General features: G+C 62.0%; 16 protein-coding genes. 4 read left to right on the plus strand and 12 right to left on the minus strand.

The annotated features are described in order from the left end of the window. Positions 1-37: 37 nt before the first annotated feature. The 6 genes from BN5935_RS14215 to BN5935_RS14240 all read right to left on the minus strand — a co-directional run bounded on the left by BN5935_RS14215 (position 38) and on the right by BN5935_RS14240 (position 5,848). The gene (locus tag BN5935_RS14215; protein ID WP_064976680.1) at positions 38-2,272 is read right to left on the minus strand and encodes a glycoside hydrolase family 3 C-terminal domain-containing protein; all 2,235 of its coding nucleotides are present in this window, start codon (positions 2,270-2,272) and stop codon (positions 38-40) included. Positions 2,273-2,518: 246 nt separating this feature from the next. After that, on the minus strand, positions 2,519-2,887 hold the full coding sequence (secG, locus tag BN5935_RS14220; protein WP_064976681.1) for a preprotein translocase subunit SecG: 369 nt from the start codon (positions 2,885-2,887) through the stop codon (positions 2,519-2,521). An 11-nt stretch (positions 2,888-2,898) separates the two neighbouring features. Continuing rightward, positions 2,899-3,387 carry a hypothetical protein gene (locus tag BN5935_RS14225; protein ID WP_064976682.1) on the minus strand — a complete coding sequence of 163 codons (489 nt, stop codon included), beginning with the start codon at positions 3,385-3,387 and terminating at the stop codon, positions 2,899-2,901. Positions 3,388-3,394: 7 nt separating this feature from the next. Continuing rightward, positions 3,395-3,904, minus strand: coding sequence for an LptE family protein (locus BN5935_RS14230; RefSeq protein WP_064976683.1), 510 nt, complete (start codon positions 3,902-3,904; stop codon positions 3,395-3,397). A 3-nt stretch (positions 3,905-3,907) separates the two neighbouring features. Continuing rightward, complete coding sequence (locus BN5935_RS14235) at positions 3,908-5,137, minus strand: sigma-54 interaction domain-containing protein (protein ID WP_064976684.1); 1,230 nt, start codon at positions 5,135-5,137, stop codon at positions 3,908-3,910. Then, the gene (locus BN5935_RS14240) at positions 5,138-5,848 is read right to left on the minus strand and encodes a hypothetical protein (RefSeq protein WP_064976982.1); all 711 of its coding nucleotides are present in this window, start codon (positions 5,846-5,848) and stop codon (positions 5,138-5,140) included. Between the two features lie 218 nt (positions 5,849-6,066). Here BN5935_RS14240 and BN5935_RS14245 point away from each other — a divergent pair, with 218 nt between their 5' ends. Together BN5935_RS14245 and BN5935_RS14250 are read left to right on the plus strand one after the other, a co-directional pair. Beyond that, positions 6,067-7,461 carry a type III PLP-dependent enzyme domain-containing protein gene (locus BN5935_RS14245; RefSeq protein ID WP_010260865.1) on the plus strand — a complete coding sequence of 465 codons (1,395 nt, stop codon included), beginning with the start codon at positions 6,067-6,069 and terminating at the stop codon, positions 7,459-7,461. 294 nt (positions 7,462-7,755) lie between these two features. Next, positions 7,756-9,168, plus strand: coding sequence for an acyloxyacyl hydrolase (locus BN5935_RS14250; protein ID WP_064976983.1), 1,413 nt, complete (start codon positions 7,756-7,758; stop codon positions 9,166-9,168). A gap of 54 nt (positions 9,169-9,222) precedes the next feature. Here the strand turns inward: BN5935_RS14250 and BN5935_RS14255 are convergent, their stop codons facing one another. Next, on the minus strand, positions 9,223-10,266 hold the full coding sequence (locus BN5935_RS14255) for a linear amide C-N hydrolase (RefSeq protein WP_064976685.1): 1,044 nt from the start codon (positions 10,264-10,266) through the stop codon (positions 9,223-9,225). A 217-nt stretch (positions 10,267-10,483) separates the two neighbouring features. Between BN5935_RS14255 and yihA the strand changes: the two genes are divergently transcribed. Then, a complete protein-coding gene (yihA, locus tag BN5935_RS14260) occupies positions 10,484-11,080 on the plus strand; it encodes a ribosome biogenesis GTP-binding protein YihA/YsxC (RefSeq protein WP_064976686.1) in 597 nt (198 codons plus the stop codon). A gap of 163 nt (positions 11,081-11,243) precedes the next feature. Beyond that, positions 11,244-12,185: a ribose-phosphate diphosphokinase gene (locus BN5935_RS14265; RefSeq protein ID WP_010260905.1), complete on the plus strand. Its 942-nt coding sequence runs from the start codon at positions 11,244-11,246 to the stop codon at positions 12,183-12,185. Positions 12,186-12,266: 81 nt separating this feature from the next. Here the strand turns inward: BN5935_RS14265 and BN5935_RS14270 are convergent, their stop codons facing one another. The 5 genes from BN5935_RS14270 to BN5935_RS14290 form a co-directional block, all read right to left on the minus strand. Then, positions 12,267-16,295 (minus strand): hybrid sensor histidine kinase/response regulator transcription factor, encoded by a 4,029-nt coding sequence (locus BN5935_RS14270; RefSeq protein WP_064976687.1) that lies wholly within the window; start codon positions 16,293-16,295, stop codon positions 12,267-12,269. 130 nt (positions 16,296-16,425) lie between these two features. Then, entirely contained in the window at positions 16,426-18,963 is a 2,538-nt protein-coding gene (locus BN5935_RS14275) for a DUF4962 domain-containing protein (protein ID WP_064976688.1), read from the minus strand. A 2-nt stretch (positions 18,964-18,965) separates the two neighbouring features. After that, the gene (locus tag BN5935_RS14280) at positions 18,966-19,901 is read right to left on the minus strand and encodes an ROK family protein (RefSeq protein WP_064976689.1); all 936 of its coding nucleotides are present in this window, start codon (positions 19,899-19,901) and stop codon (positions 18,966-18,968) included. Between the two features lie 3 nt (positions 19,902-19,904). Continuing rightward, positions 19,905-21,548, minus strand: a complete 1,644-nt coding sequence (locus tag BN5935_RS14285; RefSeq protein ID WP_064976690.1) for a Tat pathway signal sequence — start codon at positions 21,546-21,548, stop codon at positions 19,905-19,907. 155 nt (positions 21,549-21,703) lie between these two features. Further along, the gene (locus BN5935_RS14290) at positions 21,704-23,356 is read right to left on the minus strand and encodes a sulfatase family protein (RefSeq protein ID WP_064976984.1); all 1,653 of its coding nucleotides are present in this window, start codon (positions 23,354-23,356) and stop codon (positions 21,704-21,706) included. Between the last annotated feature and the right edge of the window lie 19 nt (positions 23,357-23,375).

Here is a 23,375-nt window from a genome sequence, read left to right on the forward strand (position 1 = left end):
CGGGGTCGCGGACTTTTCTTTTACAAGAGTTCAAAGGTTACTTCAGCTCGAATCCCGCCGTGCCGCGGATATCGTCCGAAGCGGCTCCAACATAGGCCGTAAACGTGCCCGGTTCGGCAACCCACGCGCCCTTGGCGGCGTCATAGTATTGCAGCATATCGGGCGTTATGTCGAACGTCACCGTCTGCGTCTGCCCGGGGTTCAGCGAAATTTTCCGGAACCCTTTCAGTTCCTTCACGGGGCGCGGCAGCGACGACTGCTCGTCGCCGATATAGAGCTGCACCACCTCGGCACCCGGACGCGAACCCGTGTTGGTCACATCAGCCGAGATACGGATGCGGCCTTTGCCCGAAAGCGTCGAACGGTCGGCCTTCACGTTGGCGATGTCGAACGTCGTATAGCTCAGGCCGTGGCCGAAGGCGAACAGCGGCTTGAGCTGTTCCTTGTCGTGCCAGCGATAACCCACGAAGATGCCCTCATTATAGGTGACCTTGTCCGTGCCGGGGTATTCGCCCAGCGCATGGGCGCTGTTGTCCTCCAGCCGCACGGGGAACGTAAAGGGCAGTTTGCCCGAGGGATTCACAGCCCCGAACACCACGTCGGCCAGCGCATTGCCCGCCTCCGAGCCCGAGAACCAAGCCTCCAAAACGGCCGGAACGCGGTCGATCCACGGCATCGCAACGGCGTTGCCCGAGACGATCACCACCGCCAGATTGGGATTGGCCCCGGCCAATGCCTCGATCACCCGGTCCTGCGCATACGGCAGGCCGTACTGCAGGCGGTCGGAACCCTCGCAGTCCTGATGCTGGCTCTTGTTCAATCCCCCGACGAAGATCACGGCGTCGGCCTTGCGAGCCGCGGCCACGGCATCGGCAATGAGCTGCTCCTCGGAACGGCTCTCGCTCAGGTCCTGACCGGTCTTCACGCCGTTGTAGTTGCCCGTCACGTCACCGACATAACCACGCTCGTAAATCACCTCGGCCTTGTCGTCCACGGCGGCACGGATACCCTCGAGCGGCGTATATTCGTGCCGCACCTTGAGCGACGAGGAACCGCCGCCCACGGTCATCATCTTGACGGCGTTCTCACCGACGACGGCAATCGTCCGGGCTTTCCCGAGGTCGATCGGCAGCACCCCGCCGTCGTTCTTCAGCAGCACCATGCCCTCGCCCGCAATGCGGCGTGCGGCAGCCAGATGTTCGGGCGAATTGAGCGACCCGAAAGGCTTCTGCGAATTCATCGCCGTGCGGAAGATCAGCCGAAGCACCCGGCGCGCCTTGTCGTCGAGCGTCGCCGTCGAAGCCTCGCCCTTGCGCAGCATATCGAGGTAGGGAGCCGCCAGATAGTAGTTGTCATAGGCGTTGCTCGCGCCCCAGCTCAGGCCGTCGGTCCACGAGCCGAACTCCATGTCGAGGCCGTTCTCGGCCGACTGCTTCGTGTCGTGCGTACCGCCCCAGTCGGAAACGACCACGCCGTCGAACGCCCAATCGCGTTTGAGGATGTCGTTCAGCAGGTATTGGTTGTGGCAGCAATGCTGGCCCTTGTATTTATTATAGGAGCCCATGATGGCCCAAGCTCCGCCCTCCTCGACAGCCGCCTTGAAGGCCGGAAGGTAAATCTCGTAGAGGGTCCGGTCGTCGACCTCGACGTCGATGCCGTGGCGGTGCTCCTCCTGATTGTTCAGCGCGAAGTGCTTGACGCAGGCGGCGACACCGTTTTTCTGCACCTCCTGAACATAGGGAACCACCATCCGCGAAGCAAGGAACGGATCTTCGCCCATATACTCGAAATTGCGGCCGTTGAGCGGCGTGCGGTAGATGTTCACGCCGGGACCCAGCAGGATGTCCTTTTCGCGGTAGCGGGCCTCCTCGCCGATGGACTGCCCGTAAAGGGCCGACATCTCGGGATTCCACGTCGCGGCGAGGCACGTCAGGGCCGGGAATGCCGTGCAGGAGTCGTTCGTCCAGCCCGCCTGATCCCATTCGTCCCACAGCACCTCGGGGCGGATACCGTGGGGGCCGTCGGTGCACCAAACCTCGGGGATACCCAGACGCGGAACACCCGCCGAGGAGAATTTGGACTGCGCATGCAGGATGGCGACCTTCTCTTCGAGGGTCATGCGCGAGAGGGCGTCCTCCACCCGTTTTTCAAGCGGCTGCGACTCGTCGAGGTAGACGGCCACATCGCTCCCCGGCTGCTGAACGCCGCCGCAGGCGACCGCCGCAAGGGCACACAGCACAGTGAGGCTTTTCAAAAGCGATTTATTGTTCATCGACAAAGTGTTATTGGTAATTATACACAAAGATAACAAAAAGACGAAAGGGCGCAAAATCGAATAACGTTCAGCTCGGCAAAACGTTCCGACTGATAAAAGTGTCGTTACGACACCAAAACCGAATAACGTCCGGCCCTGTAAAAACTTTCCGACCTTCTGAAAGTGCCGTTACGGCACCAAAAAAGACCGTGGAAAAATCCACGGTCCCATTCTTTATCGTCCGTCCCTTGCGGGATGCGGAAACTACTCGGCCGATTGATCTGCGGCGGGCTGCTCGGCGGCCGGAATCTCGGCCTGCGGCATCGGGGCCGGAATCTCCGACTCGAGCACACGCTCCTGCAGTGCCTTGGCGTCGTTCGAAATCTTCGTATTGCTCTCGATCACGCGTCCCCGGTCCATGGTCAGCGTAGCCGCGAGGCTCAGCACCACGATGGCGACGGCCATCGTCCAAGTGAACTTCTCGAGGAAATTCGACGTCTCGCGCACACCCATGACTTGGTTCGACGCGCCGAAGTTGGCGGCCATGCCGCTCTTGGGGTTCTGCACCAACACCGCGAGGATCACCAATACGCTCGCAACGAGTATCAGGGCAATGCAAATCGTGTATAACATATCCTTAAATTTTAATTATTGTTATCTATTTTGCCAATTAGCTCGGCAAAGTAAACACTTTTTTCGGGATTTAGCAAACTTAATTTGCGATAAATCGCCACGGCCCGGTCCCGAAGCCCTTGGGCGAGATAGATTTCGGCCAGTTCCTCGGAGACCACCTCGTCCTCCTCCTCCAGCCGGGCCTGCGTCAGCACCTCCTCCTCGGGTTCGCCCTCCTGAGCGACGATGCGCAGGTTCTCCTCCCCGAGGAAGCGGTCGATGATTTCGTCGGACGAAAGCCTGCCCAGCGCCGAAGCATCGACGGCAGGCATGCACAGCGAACTCTCGGCCCGCCACGGAGCCATCAGCGCCGCCCGCGGGTCCTCTTCGCCCGTGACAGTCCCGAGCAGGATGCGCCCCGGAATGAACCACGGGCAGGCCCCGACCAGCGCCGAAACTTCGGCGGCGGAGGGCAGTCCGGCAGTGCGGGGTGCGGCAAAGTATGCTTTCAGGTCAGCCATGTCCGGATTACCAGTTGGAGGCCGAAGCCTGAAAGATGTCGGTCACGAGTTTGTCGACGATCTGCGGGATGAGCGTCCCCTCGACCTCGGTCAGCAGTTGGGTCGATTCGTAGTCCTCGTAGGCAGTGAAGGTCTTGTTCCACGAAGCCTTCTCGTCGAGGGCGTTCGTGAAGCGCACCTTGACGGTGATCGTCAGGCGGTTGAGCAGGGCGTAGTCGTCGCTCGACACCGAGGCCGTCGTCGACGTGTAGTTGACGATCTCGCCCTCGAAAGCGAAGTCGCCGCCCTCGTCGACCTGCATCAGCCGCGTGCGGCGCGTGAACATGTCGACCAGCGCCTCGGTGAGCGTCGAACTCAGGATCGGCGACACCATCGTCGCGTTGTTGGGGAAATAAGCCACCGAGAAAGTTTTGGCGTCGGGCGGGATCGAAGCGCCCGACAACGAGTACTTGATGGCCACGCCGCAGCCCGTGAGCAATGCGGCGCAGAGCGCCGCTATCGTAAGTTTGATCTTCATAAGCTAAATTTCCTCTATACCCAACTCCTTTATCTTGCGGTATAGTGTGCGCTCCGACATAAATAGTTCGGCGGCGGCTTCGCGGCGGCGGCCGTTGTTGCGCCTCAGCGCGCGCACGATCTGTTCGCGCTGCATGTCGGCCTTGGTCATCTCGCGGGGCGGCTCGTCGGTCACCTCCTCGCTCTCGGCATAGACCGGGGCGGAGGGATAAGCGGGAGCGGCCGGGACCACGGCCGGGACGAAACTGCTCTGCGTCGCGCTCGGCAGCAGGGCCTTGATGTCGCGGGCGGGTTCCGGGCAGCGGCCCGTGCCCTGAATCAGTTCGGCCATCATCCGCTTGAGGTCGTTGATATCGGCGCGCATGTCGAACAGCACCTTGTAGAGCAGTTCACGCTCGGTGGTCATGTCGTCCGGATGCGGCGTCCCGGCGGCCATCGGCGCACCGCCGCCCTGCGGAGGCAGGTATTTGGCCAGCACCTCGGCGGAGATCACCCGGGTCTGCTCGATGGCCGAGATCTGCTCAGCGACGTTCTTCAACTGGCGGATGTTGCCCCGCCAGTAATAGCGCATCAGCATCTCGCGGGCACTGTCGTCGAGCGTCACGGCGGGCATGCGGGACTGCACGGCCACATCGGCGGCGAAACGGCGGAACAACAGCGGAATATCCTCGGGGCGGTCGCGCAGCGACGGCACGAGGATCGGCACCGTGCCCAGACGGTAGTAGAGGTCCTCGCGGAAACGCCCTTTGGCAATGGCTTCCTGCAAGTTGACATTCGTGGCGGCCACGACCCGCACGTTGGTCTTCTGCACCTTCGACGAACCCACACGGATAAATTCGCCGGTCTGCAATACGCGCAGCAGGCGCGCCTGCGTCGAATGGGGCAGCTCGGCCACCTCGTCCAGAAAGATAGTGCCGCCGTCGGCCTCCTCGAAATAGCCCTTGCGGGCTTCGAGGGCTCCGGTAAAGGCGCCCTTCTCGTGGCCGAAAAGCTCCGAGTCGATCGTACCCTCGGGAATCGCCGCACAGTTGACGGCTATATATTTATTGTGTTTGCGCGCCGAGTAGGCATGGATGACCTGCGGGAAGAACTCCTTGCCCACACCGCTCTCGCCCGTGACGAGCACCGTCAGGTCGGTCGGAGCCACACGCAGGGCCACCTCCAGCGCCCGGTCGAGGAGCGGAGAGGTGCCGATGATGCCGAAGCGCTGTTTTACGGTCGTGATGTCTGTCATTTATTCGTTTTGTTCGGGTTGTGACGCCCCGTCGGGAGTCGTGGCCGCGGCCGTCTGCGCCGCCGGGACTTCGAGGTATTCCGCCTCGGCCTGCCTCTCCTTCGCGTCGCGCCAGTAGCCGAAGGCGATGGCGCCCGCGGCGATCACGGCGGCGGCGATCGCTATCCAGATGAACCAGTCGGCACGCCGCCGCGGAGGGCGGTCGACATAGCGGCAGGCGGCAGTGGTCTTGGGCGGCTTGCCGTAGCGCAGGCCCCGCACCGAAGGATCGGGATTCATCTTCGCGGAGGGCGACACATGCGGCTCGGCGAAGGCCGTGCGGACCGCTTCGGCCAGTTTTCCGGGTTCCAACTGCGACTGGCGGGCGGGTTTCCCGCCGTCGGGGAGCGGAGCCGCGGGGCCGGGGTCATAGATAAAGGCGATGGTGCCGTTGGGGCCGGGGTTCATCACCCCGAAACCCTCGAGCGGGTACTCCTGCCCGTGTTCGACGGCATGGCGCACTTCGAAAACGAAGCGGGCGATCTCGCCGGCGGCCTCCAGATCGCCCGTGCCGCCGTCGCGCAGGAGTCCCCGCAGGACCCCGTCGTCACGCTTGAGCAGCTCGGAAAAGACGACGCTCCGCTCCGGCTCCTTGACGATGAACGCACCGAGCTGGGGCACGACCAACCGCTTGTGCGCGGCCAGATATTGTTTTATAATGGGAATCAGCACTGTCGAATCTTCTTTAAATCCGGGTTCAAAATTACCTTTTTTCATAGAAAAAAGCAAAATATAACGGCCTTTTTCAAAATAATCGGACAAAGTGTTGGTTATCCGGAAAATATTCGCCTACTTTGCATCCCGATTTTTCGGAAAATCCGGGCGAGCTACTTCGGCCGAAAATTCACGATGTAGCCGAGCCGGATTGAAAAAACCTTACCGAACGAGCCATGAAAGACAAGTACATCGACCTGATCGAACAATCGTTCGATTTCCCGCAGGATGAGTTCTCCGTCGAGGACAACGAGCTGAATTTCCACGACATTCCGTTGATGGAACTGATCAAACAGTACGGAACTCCGCTCAAGATCACCTACCTGCCGAAGATCTCCCAGCAGATCAACCGTGCCAAGCGCATGTTCAACGTGGCGATGGCGAAGGTCGACTACAAGGGTTCGTACAACTATTGCTACTGCACCAAGTCGAGCCACTTCTCGTTCGTGCTGGAGGAGGCCATGAAGAACGACATCCACTTGGAAACCTCGTCGGCCTACGACATCCACATCATCAACGCCCTCTACGACGGCGGCATCATCGACAAGGACCGTTACATCATCTGCAACGGCTTCAAACGCCCGCAGTATGTCGAGAACATCGCCCAACTGGTCAACGACGGCTTCTCGAACACGATCCCCGTGCTGGACAACAAAGAGGAGCTCGAATTGTTCGAGGACTCCTTCACCAAGAAGTGCAAGGTCGGCATCCGCATCGCCTGCGAGGAGGAGCCCAAGTTCGATTTCTACACCTCCCGGCTGGGCATACGCTACAACGACATCGTCGATTTCTACAAGGCCAAGCTCAAAAACAGCAAGAAGTTCCAGCTCAAAATGCTGCATTTCTTCATCAACACCGGCATCAAAGACACGGCCTACTACTGGAACGAGTTGTCGAAGTGCATGAACGTCTACTGCGAGCTGAAGGCCATCTGCCCCGAGCTGGACAGCCTCAACATCGGCGGCGGTTTCCCGATCAAGAACACGCTCAACTTCGAATACGACTACGAATACCTCACCGAGGAGATCATCAGCCAGATCAAGAACATCTGCGAGCGCAACGGCGTCGAGGAACCCAACATCTTCACCGAGTTCGGTTCGTTCACCGTGGGCGAAAGCGGCGCGGCGCTCTACTCGATCGTCAACCAGAAGCAGCAGAACGACCGCGAGAACTGGTACATGATCGACTCGTCGTTCATCACTACCCTGCCCGACACATGGGGCATCAACCAGCGCTACATCATGCTGGCCGTCAACAACTGGGACAAGGAGTACCAGCGCGTGCTGCTGGGCGGGCTGACGTGCGACAGCGAGGATTTCTACAACTCGGAGTGCCACACCAGCGCCATCTTCCTCCCGAAACTCGAAGCGGGCAACACGCAGTATATCGGGTTCTTCCACACGGGAGCCTATCAGGAGTCGCTGGGCGGCTTCGGAGGCATCCAGCACTGCCTGATCCCCGCCCCCAAGCACATCATCATCGACCGCGACAAGTCGGACAACGAGTATTACACGCGTCTGTTCGCCAAGGAACAGTCCTACCGTTCGATGCTGCGCATACTGGGGTACTGATCCGACGCGCTTAAAAACGCGTGTAATACCCAGCGCAGACAATCCTCCCAACCCTCCTTTGAGAAGGAGGGCTTCCACGGGCCGCTGTTCGCCAAGGAGCAGTCCTACCGTTCGATGCTGCGCATACTGGGGTACTGATCCGACAGCCCCGCTATTAGGCTATTGACCCACAGCCGGTTCAATGCAGGTCCTCCCCCAAAGGGAGGACTTTTTTCAGTATTAGTAGGTCCGCGGTTGCCGGGATTGCGGAAAAATTCGTAACTTCGGCGTCAAAACAAGAATTTGAGCCTCACGATGAAAAATAAAATACGGACTTGGAAAACTGCGGTTCTTGCGGGAATCCTCGTCCTCCTGTCCGGCATGGCTGCGGCGCAAAGGCCCCCGGCAGGGACTCCCACAACCGACGAAACGACAGCCGATGCCCCGGACAGCATCCGCCAGCGCGACAGCAGCGCCTACCGAACAGGCTATCGGGCAGGATACCGCGCAGGCTATGAGGCCGGGCTGCGGGACCGGTCCGGATTCGACGCCAACCGGTTCCCCGCCGCAGGTAATACGGCATACAGCGCCAAAGCAGCCTCCACGCGCCGCTTCATGCACCGTCTCGGCGGCGAATTCCGCCCCGAATACATCTTCCCGACCAACCCCTTCGTGCAGGGCAACAATCTGGCCGGGAAACCCATCGACCTCTCCCTTTCGGGGCACCTCCGCTACTCGTTCCAGTACCGTCCGGGGTCGCTGCCCGACCGGATTTACGGCGGCGCCTATCAGGGACTCGGAGTCGCCTACTACGACTTCGGAAACCCCGACGAACTGGGCAACCCCATCGCGGTTTATCTTTTCCAAGGCGCCCGCATCGCCCGCATCAGCCCCCGGCTGTCGTTCGACTACGAATGGAATTTCGGGCTTTCGTTCGGCTGGAAGCCCTACGACGGGGAGACCAACCGGCTCAATATGATGATGGGCTCGAAGATGAACGCCTTCCTCAATGTCGATTTCCTCCTCAACTGGATGGTCACGCGCGAGGTCGATTTCTCGGCGGGCGTCTCGCTCTCGCATTTCTCCAACGGCAATACCAAGTTCCCCAACGCGGGCCTCAACTCCGTGGGCCTGCGCGCCGGGCTGACCTATAATTTCGGCCGCAACCCCTCCGAAGCCCCCACGAGAACCATCTACCCCGCATTCCCGCGCCACGTCAGCTACGACCTCACGCTCTTCGGTTCGTGGCGCCGCAAGGGCATCGAGGAGGGCGACAGGCAGTACGCCGCGCCGGACGCCTACACGGTCGTGGGATTCAACTTCGCCTCGATGTACAACTTCGGCTACAAGTTCCGGGCGGGCGTGTCGCTCGACGGCGTCTACGACGGCAGCGCCAACATCACCATCGGCGATCAGATCGTGCCGATGGGCGAAAGGCGGGACCTCGTGGTGGAGAAACCCGGGTTCGACAAGCAGATCGCGCTGGGAGTTTCGGCCCGCGGGGAGTTCGTGATGCCCTATTTCAACATCGGCATCGGACTGGGCGTCAACGTCCTGCACAAAGGCGGCGACCTGAAATCCTTCTACCAGATGCTGACCCTGAAAGTCGCCGTGACGCACAGTTCGTATGTCCACATCGGATACAGTCTGCGCGATTTTCACATGCCCAACTACCTGATGCTGGGCGTCGGCTACCGCTTCAACAACAAATATCCCCGTCACCGCTGATACGAAAAATCCCCGGAGCGCAAACTCCGGGGATTTTCATTTCCAGCAGCGCCGTCACGCCCCGAACAGGAACACGAACGGCTTGGCGCTCTTGCGGAACTTCGCCGTGGCGTCGCCCGCGTAGTTCTTTCCGCCGACGAGCGTGAGGGTCCGCTCGCCGCTGCCCTTCGAAAAGTCGATCGCCGCGAGGTTCACCCAGAAGGTCTCCATAGCCAGCGTCGGCTCGAAATAATAGACCCGGTTCTTCTGGTCGCAGACCGAACGCCAGCGCGTCGAGGAGATGTGCGGTTTGTCGGGCGTCGAGATGCCGTAGGGCACCGAGACGTTGCGCATGACCGACATCACAGCCGGCACGGCGATTTTCGGATCGGAGCTCTGCACGACGGCGTTGATGTAGAACGAAGCCCGCACGAAGCGGTCCGGAGCGCGGTTGGTGCCGGGAAGCATCGTAAGACCGCCGATCTGCTGCCAGTAGTCGAGGATCGCCAACTGGTCGTTGTAGAACGGTGAATTGGTCATCACCTGATACTGGCGACCGTGGTGTATCTCCAGTTTGCCGTCGCGGTATTCGAAGATCGCGCTGTCGCCCGAAGCGTCGGAAATCGCCAGGTGGAGCCGCGACTTCACGCCGTTCGGCAGGTCGGGGGCGTCGAGGCGGAACTTTTCTTTCGCAAGCTCGGTCACGGCCTCGTCCACGGTGGCGAAATTGTCCAGCACATATTGCGTCCAGATACTCAGGCCCATGACGGGGCGCGTGTCGCCGGGACGTTCGTAGACCGATTCGGGCAGGAACAGCAGGCTGGCGACCAGTCCGGCCTCGTTCATGCCGTCGGCGACGCCGATGTCGTAGCCTGCGGCCGAGAGCGAGCCGTATTTCGAGGTCCAGAAGACCGTATTGTCGCTGTTCGCACCGCGGCGCTCGATGCCGCGCGGGAAGATGTAGAGATTGGTGAGCGGGTCCTCGCGCCAGTCCATCGTGCGGCCCGTCACGGTCATGCCGTCGGGGCCGAGGTAAACGGCGCGGGTGCAGGCCTCGGCCTGGGGTGATTGGACGGCCAGCGCAGCAGCGCACAGCATCGTCAGAGCGGGAATTTTCATAAGCGGGTGTTTTTAATCCGGGTGTTTCGCTGCAAAACGGATGCAAAACAGGGCGGAAATCTGTCTTTTCGACAGCACAATATACAAAAAACAACCGACATCTCCAACCGACCGCGGCAAAGGTCCGCCGCCCGCCGTGATACGCTACTCGCTGAAGATGGAGCGGACGGGAGGAAGGTAAAAACTTTTTCGTATCTTTGTAGAAAATCCAGAAACGATGCAGATTACCAAAGCCGAATTCAAATGCTCGTCGGAGCGCATTTCGCAGGTCCCGAAAGACGACCTGAAGGACATCGCCTTCATCGGGCGCAGCAACGTCGGCAAGTCGTCGCTCATCAACATGCTCACCGGACACGGAGGGCTGGCCAAGGTGTCGGGAACGCCCGGCAAGACCCGGCTGGTAAACCATTTCCGCATCAACGACGCATGGTACCTCGTCGACCTGCCCGGCTACGGCTATGCCCGCACGTCGAAGGCGCAGCGCGGGGAGTTCTCGAAACTCATCACCGACTACATCCTCAAATGCGAGAAGATGCACTTCCTGTTCGTGTTGGCGGACATCCGCCTCGAACCCCAGAAGATCGACCTGCGCTTCATCGAGATGCTGGGCGAGAACGGCATTCCGTTCGCCATCATCTTCACCAAGGCCGACAAGCTCTCGAAAACCCAGCGGGAGAAGAGCGTGGAGCGGTTCCGGACGGCACTCGCCGAACAGTGGGAGGAGCTGCCTCCGATGTTCGTCTCCTCGTCGGAGAAGGGCACCGGACGCGAGGAGATCCTCGCCTATATAGATGAATGCTTACAGCAAAACTGACCCTAACCGTCCCGGAGGCCGGGAACAAAATGTCCGGTCCCCGAAGCGAAAACCGGCCCGTTCCGGAAATGTTTAACCGAATGTTGAAAAATCGCGCCTGAAAGGGGGCGATTTTTCGTCGTATTGTCCTATATTTGCAACGTCAAAAAAATCCTCGTAACCTATGGCTATCCACAAAATCAAAATCTTCACCGGACGCGGTTCGGAATATCTGGCCACCAAGATCGCCGCCAGCTTCGGCACGACGCTCGGACAGTCGGAGGTCCTGCGTTTCAGCGACGGCGAATTCCAGCCCTGCTACAACGAGTCGATCCGCGGCTGTACGGTCTTCATCATCCAGTCGACTTTCCCGCCCTCGGACAACCTCATGGAGCTGCTGATGATGATCGACGCCGCACGCCGTGCATCGGCGCATCAGGTCGTGGCCGTGGTGCCCTACTTCGGCTGGGCGCGTCAGGACCGCAAGGACCGTCCCCGTGTGCCGATCGGCGCCAAGCTGGTGGCCAACATGCTGATGGCCGCAGGTGTCGACCGCGTGATGACGATGGACCTGCACGCCGACCAGATTCAGGGATTTTTCGACGTTCCGGTCGATGCCCTCTACGCCAGCGGCATCTTCGTTCCCTACATCAAGAGCCTCAACATCGAGGACCTCTCGATCGCGGCCCCCGACATGGGCGGCGCCAAACGCGCCAACACCTACTCCAAGCTGCTGGGAACGCCGATCATCATTTCGCACAAGGAGCGTGCGAAGGCCAACGTCGTGGGCAAGATGACCGCCATCGGCGATGTGGAGGGCCGTAACGTGCTGATCGTCGACGATATGATCGACACCGCCGGCACGATCTGCATGGCCGCCGACATGCTCATGGCCCGCGGGGCGAAGAGCGTCCGCGCCGCCATCACCCACCCGGTGCTTTCGGGCCCGGCCTACGAGCGCATCAACGACAGCGCCCTCGAGGAGGTGATCGTCACGGACACCATTCCGCTCAACCCCGACAAGGACCTGCACAAATTCACCGTCCTGTCGGTCGCCGACCTCTTCGCCGACGTCATCGAGCGCGTACACAACTACAAGGAAATCTCGTCGATCTTCTCCAAATAGGAGAACCGACCGGCTCACTTACAAAAATCCCCGGGACCTGCGCCAAAGGTTCCGGGGATTTTCTGCATGCGAATGAGGCTTCTACCCTGCCTTCTCGCCCTTGGTGCGGCTGCGGACATACTCCGTGGGCAGGCATCCGACGTGCTTCTTGAAACTCGTGGCGAAATACGACGGGGAGTTGAAACCCACCATCGAGCTGATTTCCGAAATCGAGTATTTGCGGTCCAGCAGCAGTTTGCAGGCGTAGTTGAAACGTATCTTGCGGATGAACTTCGTGGCCGACTCGCCCGTGATGGACTTCATCTTCAGGTGGAGGTTCGAACGGCTCATGCAGAGCGCCTTGCTGAAATCGTTCGACGAGAACTCCTCGTTGTCCATGTTCTCCTCGACGATGCGGATGGCCTTTTTCAAGAACTCCCCGTCCATCGAGTTGGAGGTGATCTTGTCGGGGTCGATCTCCGCGTCGTCGGAATAGTAGTGGCGCATCCGGTAGCGGGCCTTCAGCAGGTTCTGGACATTGGCCGCAAGCAGCGAGATCGACAGCGGCATCGGCAGGTAGCTGTCGGCCCCGGCCTCGATGCCCGTGATCTGCTCCTCGACGCTGCCTTCGGTGGCGAGGATCACCACCGGGATGTGGCAGGTGCGGATGTTCTGCTTCACCGCCTGACAGAGTTTCAGCCCGTCCAATCCCGGCAGGACGCGGTCGGCGATGATGATGTCGGGCTCCAGCGTCTTGAGCCGTTCGAGGGCGTCGTTGCCGTCGGCGGCCACCTCGACGCTGTAACGGGCCTTGAAATGGTCGGCGACATAGCGCGCCACTTCGGCGTTGGACTCGACCAGCAGGATCGTGCCGCGCGTCTGCTCCGGAACCTCCTCGGCCGGAGCGAAATCGCCGCCCTCGCCCGACCACTCCTCGGGCAGGAACTTCTCGGCGTCGCGGATGATCGAGGCCCGCACGTCGTGCTCCCCGGCGCGTTTCCCGGCCGGATAGACTTCGATATTGTCGGGCAGCGTGATGGTGAACTCCGAAAAACGCCCCGGTTCGCTGCGCAGGGCGATCGACCCCTGATGCAGTTCGACGATGCGGCGGACGATCGAGAGCCCGATGCCCGAACCGTCGTGCGATTCGCTGACCTGATAGAAACGCTCGAAAATACGCTCCTGCTGGTCGGGCGGGATGCCGATGCCGGAGTCGCGGACCGTAAGGCGGAAACACCCCTCGCCGCGCTGCAACGCAACGCGGATGATGCCGCCGTCGGGCGTGAACTTGAAGGCGTTCGACAGCAGGTTGGTGAGCATCATCTCGAGGAACATCCGGTCGACGGGCAGCGCCTCGCCCTTCAGCTCGGAGCTGAGGATATAATCCATGTCGCGGTTCTGGGCCACCTCCTCGAACATCGAGAAGACCTCGGCGACGATGGCGTCGACGTCCTGCACGGCGACCTTCATCTTGAACATCTCCAGTTCGGCCTTGCGGTAGTCCAGCAGTTGGTTGATGATGTGTAACAGTTTGAGGCTGTTGCGGTAGATGTAGTTCAGACGCGACGAAACGTATTTGTCGGCCGTGCCGTGTTCACGAATCTCCTGCAGGGGCGAGAGAATCAGCGTCAGCGGCGTGCGCAGTTCGTGCGAGAGGTTGATGTAGAAACGTATCTTCTCCTGACTGAGCTGGCCGATGGACTCCTTCTCCAGCCGCTCCACACGCAACTGCATCTTCATCTTCATGCGGCCCAGCAGCGCCGCCACGACACCTCCGACGAAGCCCAGCGCCAGCAGCACCCACAGAATTTTCGCCACGAGAGTCTGCCACCACATCGGCAGCACGCGGATCTCGACCGTCGCGGGGAGTTCGTTCCAGCGTCCGTCGTTGTTCGCCGCGCGGACCTTGAAGACATAGTGCCCGGGCTTGAGGTTCGAATAGTTGGCCTCGAGGTGCGAGGTCTCGTACCAGCGGGTGTTGAAGCCCTCTAACTTATAGGCAAAGGTGTTGCGACCCCCGGAGAGCGGGTTGACCGCCACGAAGCGCACCGTGAAGATGTTGCGCACGGAGGGGAACGCCGCCGCCGTGACCCGACCCGCCGAATCGCGCTCGATGCGCACGCGGCGGTCGCCGTCCGCATCGGCCACGTCGACGCCCGTGATCTGCGGCTCGGGCGCGAATGGGTTGTCCACCAGATCGTGGGGCCGGAACCATGTGATGCCGCCGATGCCGCCGAACCAGAATATCCCGTCGCGGCTCCGGCAGTAGGAGTAGAGGTTGAACTGGTTGTTGGCGATGCCGTCGCGCAGGGAGTAGCGGCGGAAGGTGTTCTTCCGGGTGTCGAAGCACGCCAGACCGCTGTTGGTCGAAATCCACAGCCGCGCCAGCTCGTCCTCGAGGATGCCGTAGACGAAGTCGTTGGGCAGTCCGTCGGCCACGGTGAAGCGCGTGAACGAATTGTCCGAAGCGTTGTAGCGGTATAACCCGTGACGGGTACCGATCCAGATATTACGGTGTGAATCCTCCGTGACGCACATCACGGCGATATCCCGCCGGGGGGGGGAAATTCCCTCCTTCACCGGATTCAGCTCGCAGGTCATCACCTGCCGCACGTCGGGCTGCCAGAGGTACAGCCCGGCCCCGGTGCCGATCCACACGCGGCGTTTCGAATCGCGGAAAAGCGTCGTGATCTGCAACGACCCCAGCCGGGGCTCGTAATCGGCGCAGAGGTGGCGCGAGAAACGCCCCGCGGCGGTGTCGAACGACAGCAGTCCGTTGAGCGTGCCGACCCACAGCGTCCCGTCGCCGCCGTCGAGCAGCGAATAACAACTGTTGTTGATCGGGATCGAGGCGTTGACCGGATAGTGGCGCGTGCGCCGTGTCGCGGCATCCATCGAGCTCAGTCCCCCGGCGTGGGTGCCGATCCACACGCGGCCGCGGCCGTCGGGATAGACGCATTTGACGTTGTTCGACAAAAGGGCGCCGTTGGCGGTGTTGAACTCCGTAAAACGCCCCGTGCGGCGGTCGTAAAGATTCACGCCGTCGTCGTTGGTGCCGATCCAGAGGCTCTCCGACGCGGGGTCCTCGACAATGCAGCTCACCGTGTTGTCGCCCAGCGAATTGCGCGTCGGGTCGTGGCGCAGCACCCCGAAACGGCGGGCCAGCGGATGGTAGTAGCTCACTCCGCCGTAGTAGGTCCCGAGCCAGACACCCCGCTGGGCGTCGATGAAGATGGAGCGTATCGAGTTGTGGCTCAGCGAACCCGCCTCGGAGGTGTGCACATAGCGTTCGAAGCGCCCGCTTTGCGGGTCGCGGATCGAAAGGCCGTCGAAAGTGCCGATCCAGAGCCGCCCCTCGGAGTCGGTTTTCAGGACGCGGATGTAGTCCGAGACCAGCCCGGGATTCGCCGCCGCGTCATAGCGCCCGGTGACCTGCAACGTCCCGTCGAGGCGGTAGAGGCCGTTGCCGTGGGTGGCGACCCAGTATCCGTCGCCGTCGGCGACGATGCTGGCGATGTCGTAACGAGCCATCTGCGGCAGGATGCGCACGGCGTTGCCGTAGGTCGAGGAGTAGGTGTAGATGCCGTTGGAGGTTCCGACCAGAAATCCGTCGCGCGAGGGACAGACGGCATGCACGCTGATGCCCGTAAGGTAAGTCCTGATCTCGAGCTCGCGGCTGGCGCGGTCGAAGAGCACGATGCCCAGATCGGTGGCGAGGATCAGATCGCCGTCGGCCGTGGCGGCAATGTCGGCGACCTGCATGTTACGCCCCTCGAGCCGGAAATTCTCGAAAGTCTGCGTCGAGGCGTCGTAACACGACAGTCCCGACGCCGTGCCGATCCAGAGCAGGCCCCCGTCGGCGAACAGCGCGTTGACCGAGTTGTCGCCCAGACTCTGCGGATCGCCCTCCATGCGGCGGAACACCGTGAACGAATAGCCGTCGTAGCAGTTCAGACCATCCTGCGTCCCCATCCAGATACGCCCCATCCCGTCCTGCGCAATGGCCATCACGGTGCTTTGCGACAGACCCTCGTTGACCGACAGCGTCCGGAATTCGATGGCTGCGGAGGCCCTGCCGGAGAAAACGGCGAACAGAGCGAGCAGGAGAAGCGCATGTTTGAGTTTCAGCATATTGTAGTGGCTTGGGTGTATAAATATACGCTTTTTTTCGGAATTTCCGAAGCCCTCAGCGTTTTTCGGCCCCGGAAACGCCACCGCCGGGCGTAAGGCACGTCCGGCGGCAGTCGCGGAATCAGCGGCGTCAGCGCACCGACGCGGGGAGCTCGTCGACCAGTTCGCGGTCGGCCTCACCCCTGCGGCGAACGACGGTGCTGCCCCCGGTCTTCGACGCCGGGGTGTTGTAGAGCACGGCGTTGCCGCGGCGGTCCGTGACCGAGAGCGATGCGGGTTTCGAGGCGTCGAGTTCGGCGGCGACGGTCCATCCGCCGACCGTCACGCGGCCTTTCGAGTCGCGTTTCAACGCCAGCGGCTTGCGGCCCTCGGGGGTGATGCGGAAAATGGCCAGAAAACGCTGCGCGCGGCTCTTCGCCACGGTCGTGAACTCCGAATGCCACTGGTTCACATACTCCTGCACCTTGCCGTCGGGTCCCGTGCGTTTCTTCCAGTTGACCGCCGGGGAGAAGAACCGGTCCGTGAGGTTCAGCTCCAAATCACTTGAGGTGAAGAGGTCCATCCGCCCCTCGGCCAGCGAGTTGGAAGCCGCGACGGCATTCGTTCCGGCTTGTGTCAGGCGGTTGTGGCTGTGCAGCAGCCACGTCCATGCGACGGGTTCACGGGCCTCCAATTCGTCGTAAATGACGACGACGTCGGGTTTCAGGAAGAGGAAATGGCGGCGGAAGCGCGTGACGCCCGGATCGCCCAGCCCGTTTTCACGGGTGTAGTCCACGCCCGATTTCTCCATGCGGTCGATCCAGAACGGCGTGCGGATCGAGTCGTAGGCGTGCGAAGCGTCGCCCAGCGTGTAGGTCAGCGCCTCGTTGTCGGCGAAGCGCGCCAGCCAGCCGTAGCCGTTCTCGCCGATGACCTGCGCCATGCCGTCGGCGAGGATCGTGTTGTGGCCCCGCGAACGGTAGTGCATCAGCGTATGCTTGTCGTTGAAATTCGAATAGTAGCCCGTACCGCCGAACAACTGGCGGCCGCCGTAGTTGATCGTGAAGCCGTTGTGCGCGGCGTGGACATGGCCCGTCGAGCCGAACGGCAGGGCGAAGAAGGCCGCCATCAGGTCGTCCGACGCATCGGCCGGGTCGGTGTGCATCAGCGAGAAGCCCGCATCGGGATAAAAGCGCGAAGTATTGCGCGCAGGGGCCTTGGGGGCCACCCGGTCGGCGGGTTTGTCGGTCAGTATGCGGTAGAGCGTGAAGCCCTTCGAACGGTAGAGGTTCTTCGGATCGCTGCCGATCAGTTGGTCGGCGTACCACCGTGCTTCGGGGCTCGGGAGTTCGCGGGCCAGCGCGTCGGCGAAGCCCATGTAGAGCTGCGACGGGGAGGTCATCTTCTCGTAATCGTCGCCGAAACCCGTGGCGTAGGAGCCTTTCGGGAAGGAGTAAATGAGAAACGAGGGCAGGTTGCGGTACCACGGCAGGTCGAAGAAATCGACACCCGTCAGGCGCGTGAGGACGAACGGCACATAGATGAACGTCACCAGATTGGCCTGCATGTAGCTGCTGCCGTCGTGCCAGCCGCCGTCGTCGCCGCCCAGAATCGGGAAGCGTGCGCACCAGATCTCATAGCAGTAGCGGAACCACTTTTCGGCCTCGGGCAGGTCGCCCAGCGTGGCGATCGACGAGAAGAAGAAGTTACGGAACGTGTGCTGCCAGACGTGGTTGTCCATCGAGTGAACCTCGAAATCCTTGACATAGTGGTTGTAGAAATATTCGCCCCGGACACGGATGGCTTCGAGCACCGCGGCCCGCTCTTCGGGCATCATGCGGTCGCACGCCGTATCGTATCCCACGGCCAGCCCGTACATGATGGCCGAGCGGTTGAAATCCTCCGACGTGGCATCGCTGTCGACGGGCAGCGCGGCGGCGTGGAGAGCGTGGCGCACGGCGGCATCGCGGAACGGCTCCTCGCCCGTGAGCAGGTAGGCCGTCGAGAAATCGACGACGGGTTGCGTGACCACCTCGCCGAATTTGTGGTACATGAAGTTGATGAGCGATTTCTTCTCGAAAGGCGTCATCCCCGTGGTATCGCGCGGACGCGTCGGGGCTACGGGCACGAGCTCCATGCCGAGTTTGGCGCGGGCCTGCCGCACCGCTCCCCGGGCTTCGGGGTTTCGCTGCGCCCGGGTGCGGAACGCATCGACCCCGTCGCGGGAGACATAGAGGCGGTGGTGAGGCATCGCGGCGACCCTGCGCACCAGCTCGGCACCCGTCAGGGTGGCGAACCGTCGGGCCGAAGCGTCGACGGTAAAGGCATGGATTTCCGACCAGCGTTCCGGTGCGCCGGGCTCGGCGACGGACCATTGCCAGTACCAGCGACCCTCGGCGAGCGGCTCGTGGCAGGCGTAAGCCGCCCATTCGAAAGGCTCCGAGGCCGCAACTCCGGCAAAGGTGCTGTCCTGCGACAGCCGCACACGGTAGCGAGCATGTTTCGAATCGCCCGAGGCGGGCCAGAGCAGTGCGGGCGGATTCTGCATCACCGCAACGCCGCCCGTGGGCTGCGCCCACTCGCGGTAGCGGGGACGCAACGCCTGTTTGTCGAGCCGGATTTCGGCCGGGAGCTGCGCCGCGGCCGCGGATGCCGCGAGAAGCGCGGCCAAGAGCAGGATTCGTTTCATCGTCACGGCATTTTATCGAGGACGAGACCCGCGGCGCCCATGCACCCGGCACGGTTGCCCAGCGTGGCGGCCACGAGTTCGGTATCTTCGCCGCAGACCGACATCATCTGCCGCCGGACCCCCTCGCGGAGTTTGGCGAGGTAGAACTCCCCGGCTTCGGAGATGCCGCCCCCGACGACCACGCGCTGCGGGGCGAAGAGGTTTATCATCGAGGCGATGCCGTGCGCGAGGTAGTTCCAGTGCTCCTCCATGGCCTGCACGGCGGCCGGGTTCCCCTCCTTGTAGAAGAAAACCACATCCTTGCCGTCGACGTCGGCATCCCCGCCGCTGCCGATCAGTTCGCAGAACCGCCGCACGAGCGCCGAGGTCGAGGCGTAATGCTCCAGACATCCCCGTCCGCCGCAGGCGCACGCCTCGCCGTCGCATTTGACGGTGATGTGGCCCATCTCCATGCCGCGGTTGCGGTAGCCGCGGAAAAGACGGCCGTCGATCAGCACGCCGCAGCCGATGCCCGTTCCGACGGTGACGAAAACCACGTCCGTGGCCCCTTTCGCGGCCCCGAACAGCGTTTCGCCCAGCGCCATCATGTTGGCGTCGTTGCCGGCGAGGGTCTTCAGCCCCGCGGCCTCCTCGATACGGGCGGCGAGGGGGATGTTCTCCCACCCCGCGATGTTCTCCGCACCGCCCAGCACCGTGCGGCCGTCGGCCGAGACGACGCCCGGGGTGCCGATGCCGACCCCGGCCAGCGTCAGCCCCTTGCCGGCGGCATAATCCCGGCAGGCTTCGACTCCTTTCAGAACCTGCCCCAGCACCGCTTCGGCGCTCTCCTGCGCAAAGGCAGGGAGCTGGCCGCTGAAAAGCACCTCCCCGGAGGAGGCGACCACGGCGTACTTCACCGAAGTGCCGCCGAGGTCTATTCCGATCGCATAGCGTTCCATACGTCAGGCCCTTTCCACCCAGATCGGCGAACACCAGCCCCACTGTCCGTCGCGCTGGCGCACGCGCACATAGTAGTAATCGGTATCGCGCTGAGCCTTGTCGTCGACCATGTAGTGACCCGCGCAGAAAGCCGCCTCGGGCTGTGCGCGTTCGAACTGAACGGCCTCCGAGAGCCATCCGCGCAGGAAATGCGCCCGGGCGCCCTCCAGCAGCTCCCCGATCGAATGTTCGTAGGTGTGGCCGTTGAACTCGGCGACGAGCTTCGCCGTGCGGGGAGCCGTCACGTCGAGGACCACGCCCTGCATGGCCGGGGTCATCACATTGGGATTCTTCGACGAATACATGTCGAGCGCCACATGCCGTGCGTCGCGCTCCACGACACGGTTGACCCGCGTGTGGAACTCCGTTTCGCCGGGCTGCGGCGAGGTGAAGGCCGCACCGCGGAAGCAGGTCTGCAAATCATCTATCGAGCCGTCCGTCAGGCGCAGCAGTCCCTGCCAGTGGACGTACTCCTCCTCGCGGTTCCAGCCGAAGTTGACCTTGATCTTCGTGCGGATCACCTCGTCGCCGGGCGCGGCGGCGCGGTGCGGGCCGTTGAGCCGTGCGATGCACTGGCCGTTCTTGATGAGGTCCACATAGTCGACGGCGTTCTGACCCTCGACATTGAGGTATATCTCGCGCCGTCCGGCCCTGATGACGTCGCCCGAAGCGCCGCCGTTGATGCGGAAGTCGATCTTGATCTTGTCGCCCGTAACGCCGCAGACATGGCGTTTGCCCATGTTCTCCCAGATGGCGTCGCGGTCCAGCGCCGGGGCATAGACTCCGATGCGGCCGTCGCCGTAGCTGCCCGGATAACCGGCATGCTGGTCGGTGGAGCACATCAGGCCGAACTTGTGGCCCTGCTCCAGACCATACTGGATCGAGCCCTCCCAGATGCGCGGGCCCATGTCGTGCAGGTAGTCGTAGTCGCCCGTGTCGCTCTCGGCGAGTCCGTGGCGCGAGAACATCTCGACGAACGGCGTCTGCCGGTCCTCGCGGAATGCCGCCCAGTTATAGCCGCGAAAACCCGTCATGTAGCCCATGTGGTGGGGCGTGATGTAGCAGTCGTACTCCTTGAGCCGCTCCTTGAGGTCGGGAACCGAGGTGCACTCGACCAGCGGAGCGTCGAAATCGTGGAACAGCGCCACATGGTCGCCGTGCTCCATGCTGTGGCACTCGTAGGAGGGGAATGTCAGGAACTCACCCGGGCGGTCGGCCGCCTTGACTGCCGCGAGGTATTTGTCGTAACCCCCGGCGCGCAGGCGCTTGAAAGCCTCGGTGTGGTAGCCGATGACCCAGTCGAGGCGCGGATCGTTCTCGCCCGGGATGTCGGGCCACAGGGCGTGGGGCGTCACCGACACGAAATCCAACTGCTGTTCGGCGGCGGCGAGGGCATCCGAGAGGTCGCCGTGGCCGTAGGTCACGTTGCAGTGGTTGTGCACGTCGCCCCAGAAGACCTTGAGGTCCTTGAGCGAGGGAAATCCCTTTTTCAGGTTGTCGGGCAGCGAATCCTTGTCGCCCAGTTTCGAACATCCGGGGAGCGTGCCCGCGGCCGCCAAACCGAGCAGGGTCCATCCCGAAGCCTTCAGAAAATCTCTTCTATCCATAATATAACGCGAGTTCGACGGATCGGTTAGTTGTTTCATTCGGTGCAATTTCAAAGATAAAAATCCGTCGAACTCCCGTTACAGCGTTTAAAACGCCGATTTTCATCTTTAAAATCCCTCTAAATCTCCCTTTGTAAAGGGAGACTTTCAATTTATCAGAGTTGGTCCGCGCCGCGGAAAAATTCGTACTCCCGCTCGCAGGGGTCCGTGTCGCCGCACTCCTGCTGGAGTTTTTCGAGCCGCGCGTGCATGTCGCTGCGAATGGCGGCATAGCCGGGATCGTTGTAGACGTTGTGCATCTCGTGGGGGTCTTTCTTCAGGTCGTAGAGCTCCCACTCGTCGACGTCGTTGTAGAAGTGGATGAGTTTGTAATCGGCCGTCCGGATGCCGTAATGCCGCTTCACGGAGTGCCACGAGGGGTATTCGTAATAGTGGTAGTAGACCCCCGTGCGCCACGCTTCGGGCGTCTTGCCGCCCGAGGTGAGCACCCCTTTCAGCGAACGGCCCTGCATGTCGGCGGGAACCTCCAGCCCGGCCATGTCGACGAACGTCGGCGCCAGATCGATGTTCATAGCCAGCGCCTTGGTGCGGACGCCCGCGGCGACGGCCTTCGGGTAGCGCACCAGCAGCGGCGTGCGCTGGCACTCCTCGTACATGAAGCGTTTGTCGAACCACCCGTGCTCGCCCAGAAAGAAGCCCTGATCGGAGGTGTAGACGATGATCGTGTTGTCGAGCTCGCCGATCTCTTCGAGGTATTTCAGCAGACGCCCGACGTTCTCGTCGACACCCTTGATGACGGCGCAGTAGTCCTTCATATACTGCTGGTATTTCCAGCGCGTCAGCTCCTCCTGCGTCGCCCGTCCTTTCAGACGCCCGTACTCGGCGATGCGCGGGGCGTAGGCCCGATCCCAGTTGGCCCGCTCCTCGGGGGTCATGCGGTTGTAGGCCGCCTGATACTGCATCAGGCTGCTGCGCCAGTCGTTGGCGCGCGACACGTCGTCCTTGTTGGCGTCGCCCGAGGTTTCGAGTTCACAGGACTGCGCCAGTTGCTCGGGGGTCATCAGCTTGAGGTCCCACTCGGGCCACATGTCGCGGCCGATCTCCATCGCCTGCTCGCGGGCGGCGCTGCCGCGACCCGAATAGTCGTCCAGCAGGTTGAAGGGCTCGGGGAAAACCCGGTCGTCGTTGATGCCCAGATGACGCTGCGCGGGCATCCAGTTGCGGTGCGGGGCCTTGTGGTAGTAGAGCATGGCGAAAGGACGCGACTTGTCGCGCCGCTCGAGGAATCCGATGGCCTTGTCGGTGATGACGTCCGTCACATAGCCCGGCTCGGTCCGCTCCTCGCCGTTCTCGATGAACAGCGGCGAATAGTACTCGCCCTGCCCCACGAGAATGCTCCAGAAATCGAAACCCTGCGGCTCGGAATTGAGGTGCCACTTGCCGATCATCGCCGTCTGGTAGCCGGCGTCGTGCAACAGCTTGGGGAACGTCTGCTGGTCGCCGTCGAACGTGCGCGAATTGTCCGTGAAGCCGTTCACATGGCTGTACTTGCCCGTGAGGATGCAGGCCCGCGAGGGTCCCGAAATGGCATTGGAGACGTAGCAGCTCTCGAAGAGCATGCCTTCGCGCGCCAGACGGTCGAGGTTGGGGGTTTCGACCAGCAGGCTGCCGTAACAGCTCATGGCCTGCGTGGTGTGGTCGTCGGTCATCATGACGATGATGTTGGGGCGCTTGGGCTGCCCCTCGCTGCACCCCGCAAGGGCTGCCAGCGTCAGCGGCACGGCGGCATAACGCGCACCGCACCGCATGGAATCGAGGTTTTTCATA

Source organism: Alistipes provencensis (genome assembly GCF_900083545.1).
In the GTDB taxonomy this organism is placed as follows: Bacteria; Bacteroidota; Bacteroidia; order Bacteroidales; family Rikenellaceae; genus Alistipes; species Alistipes provencensis.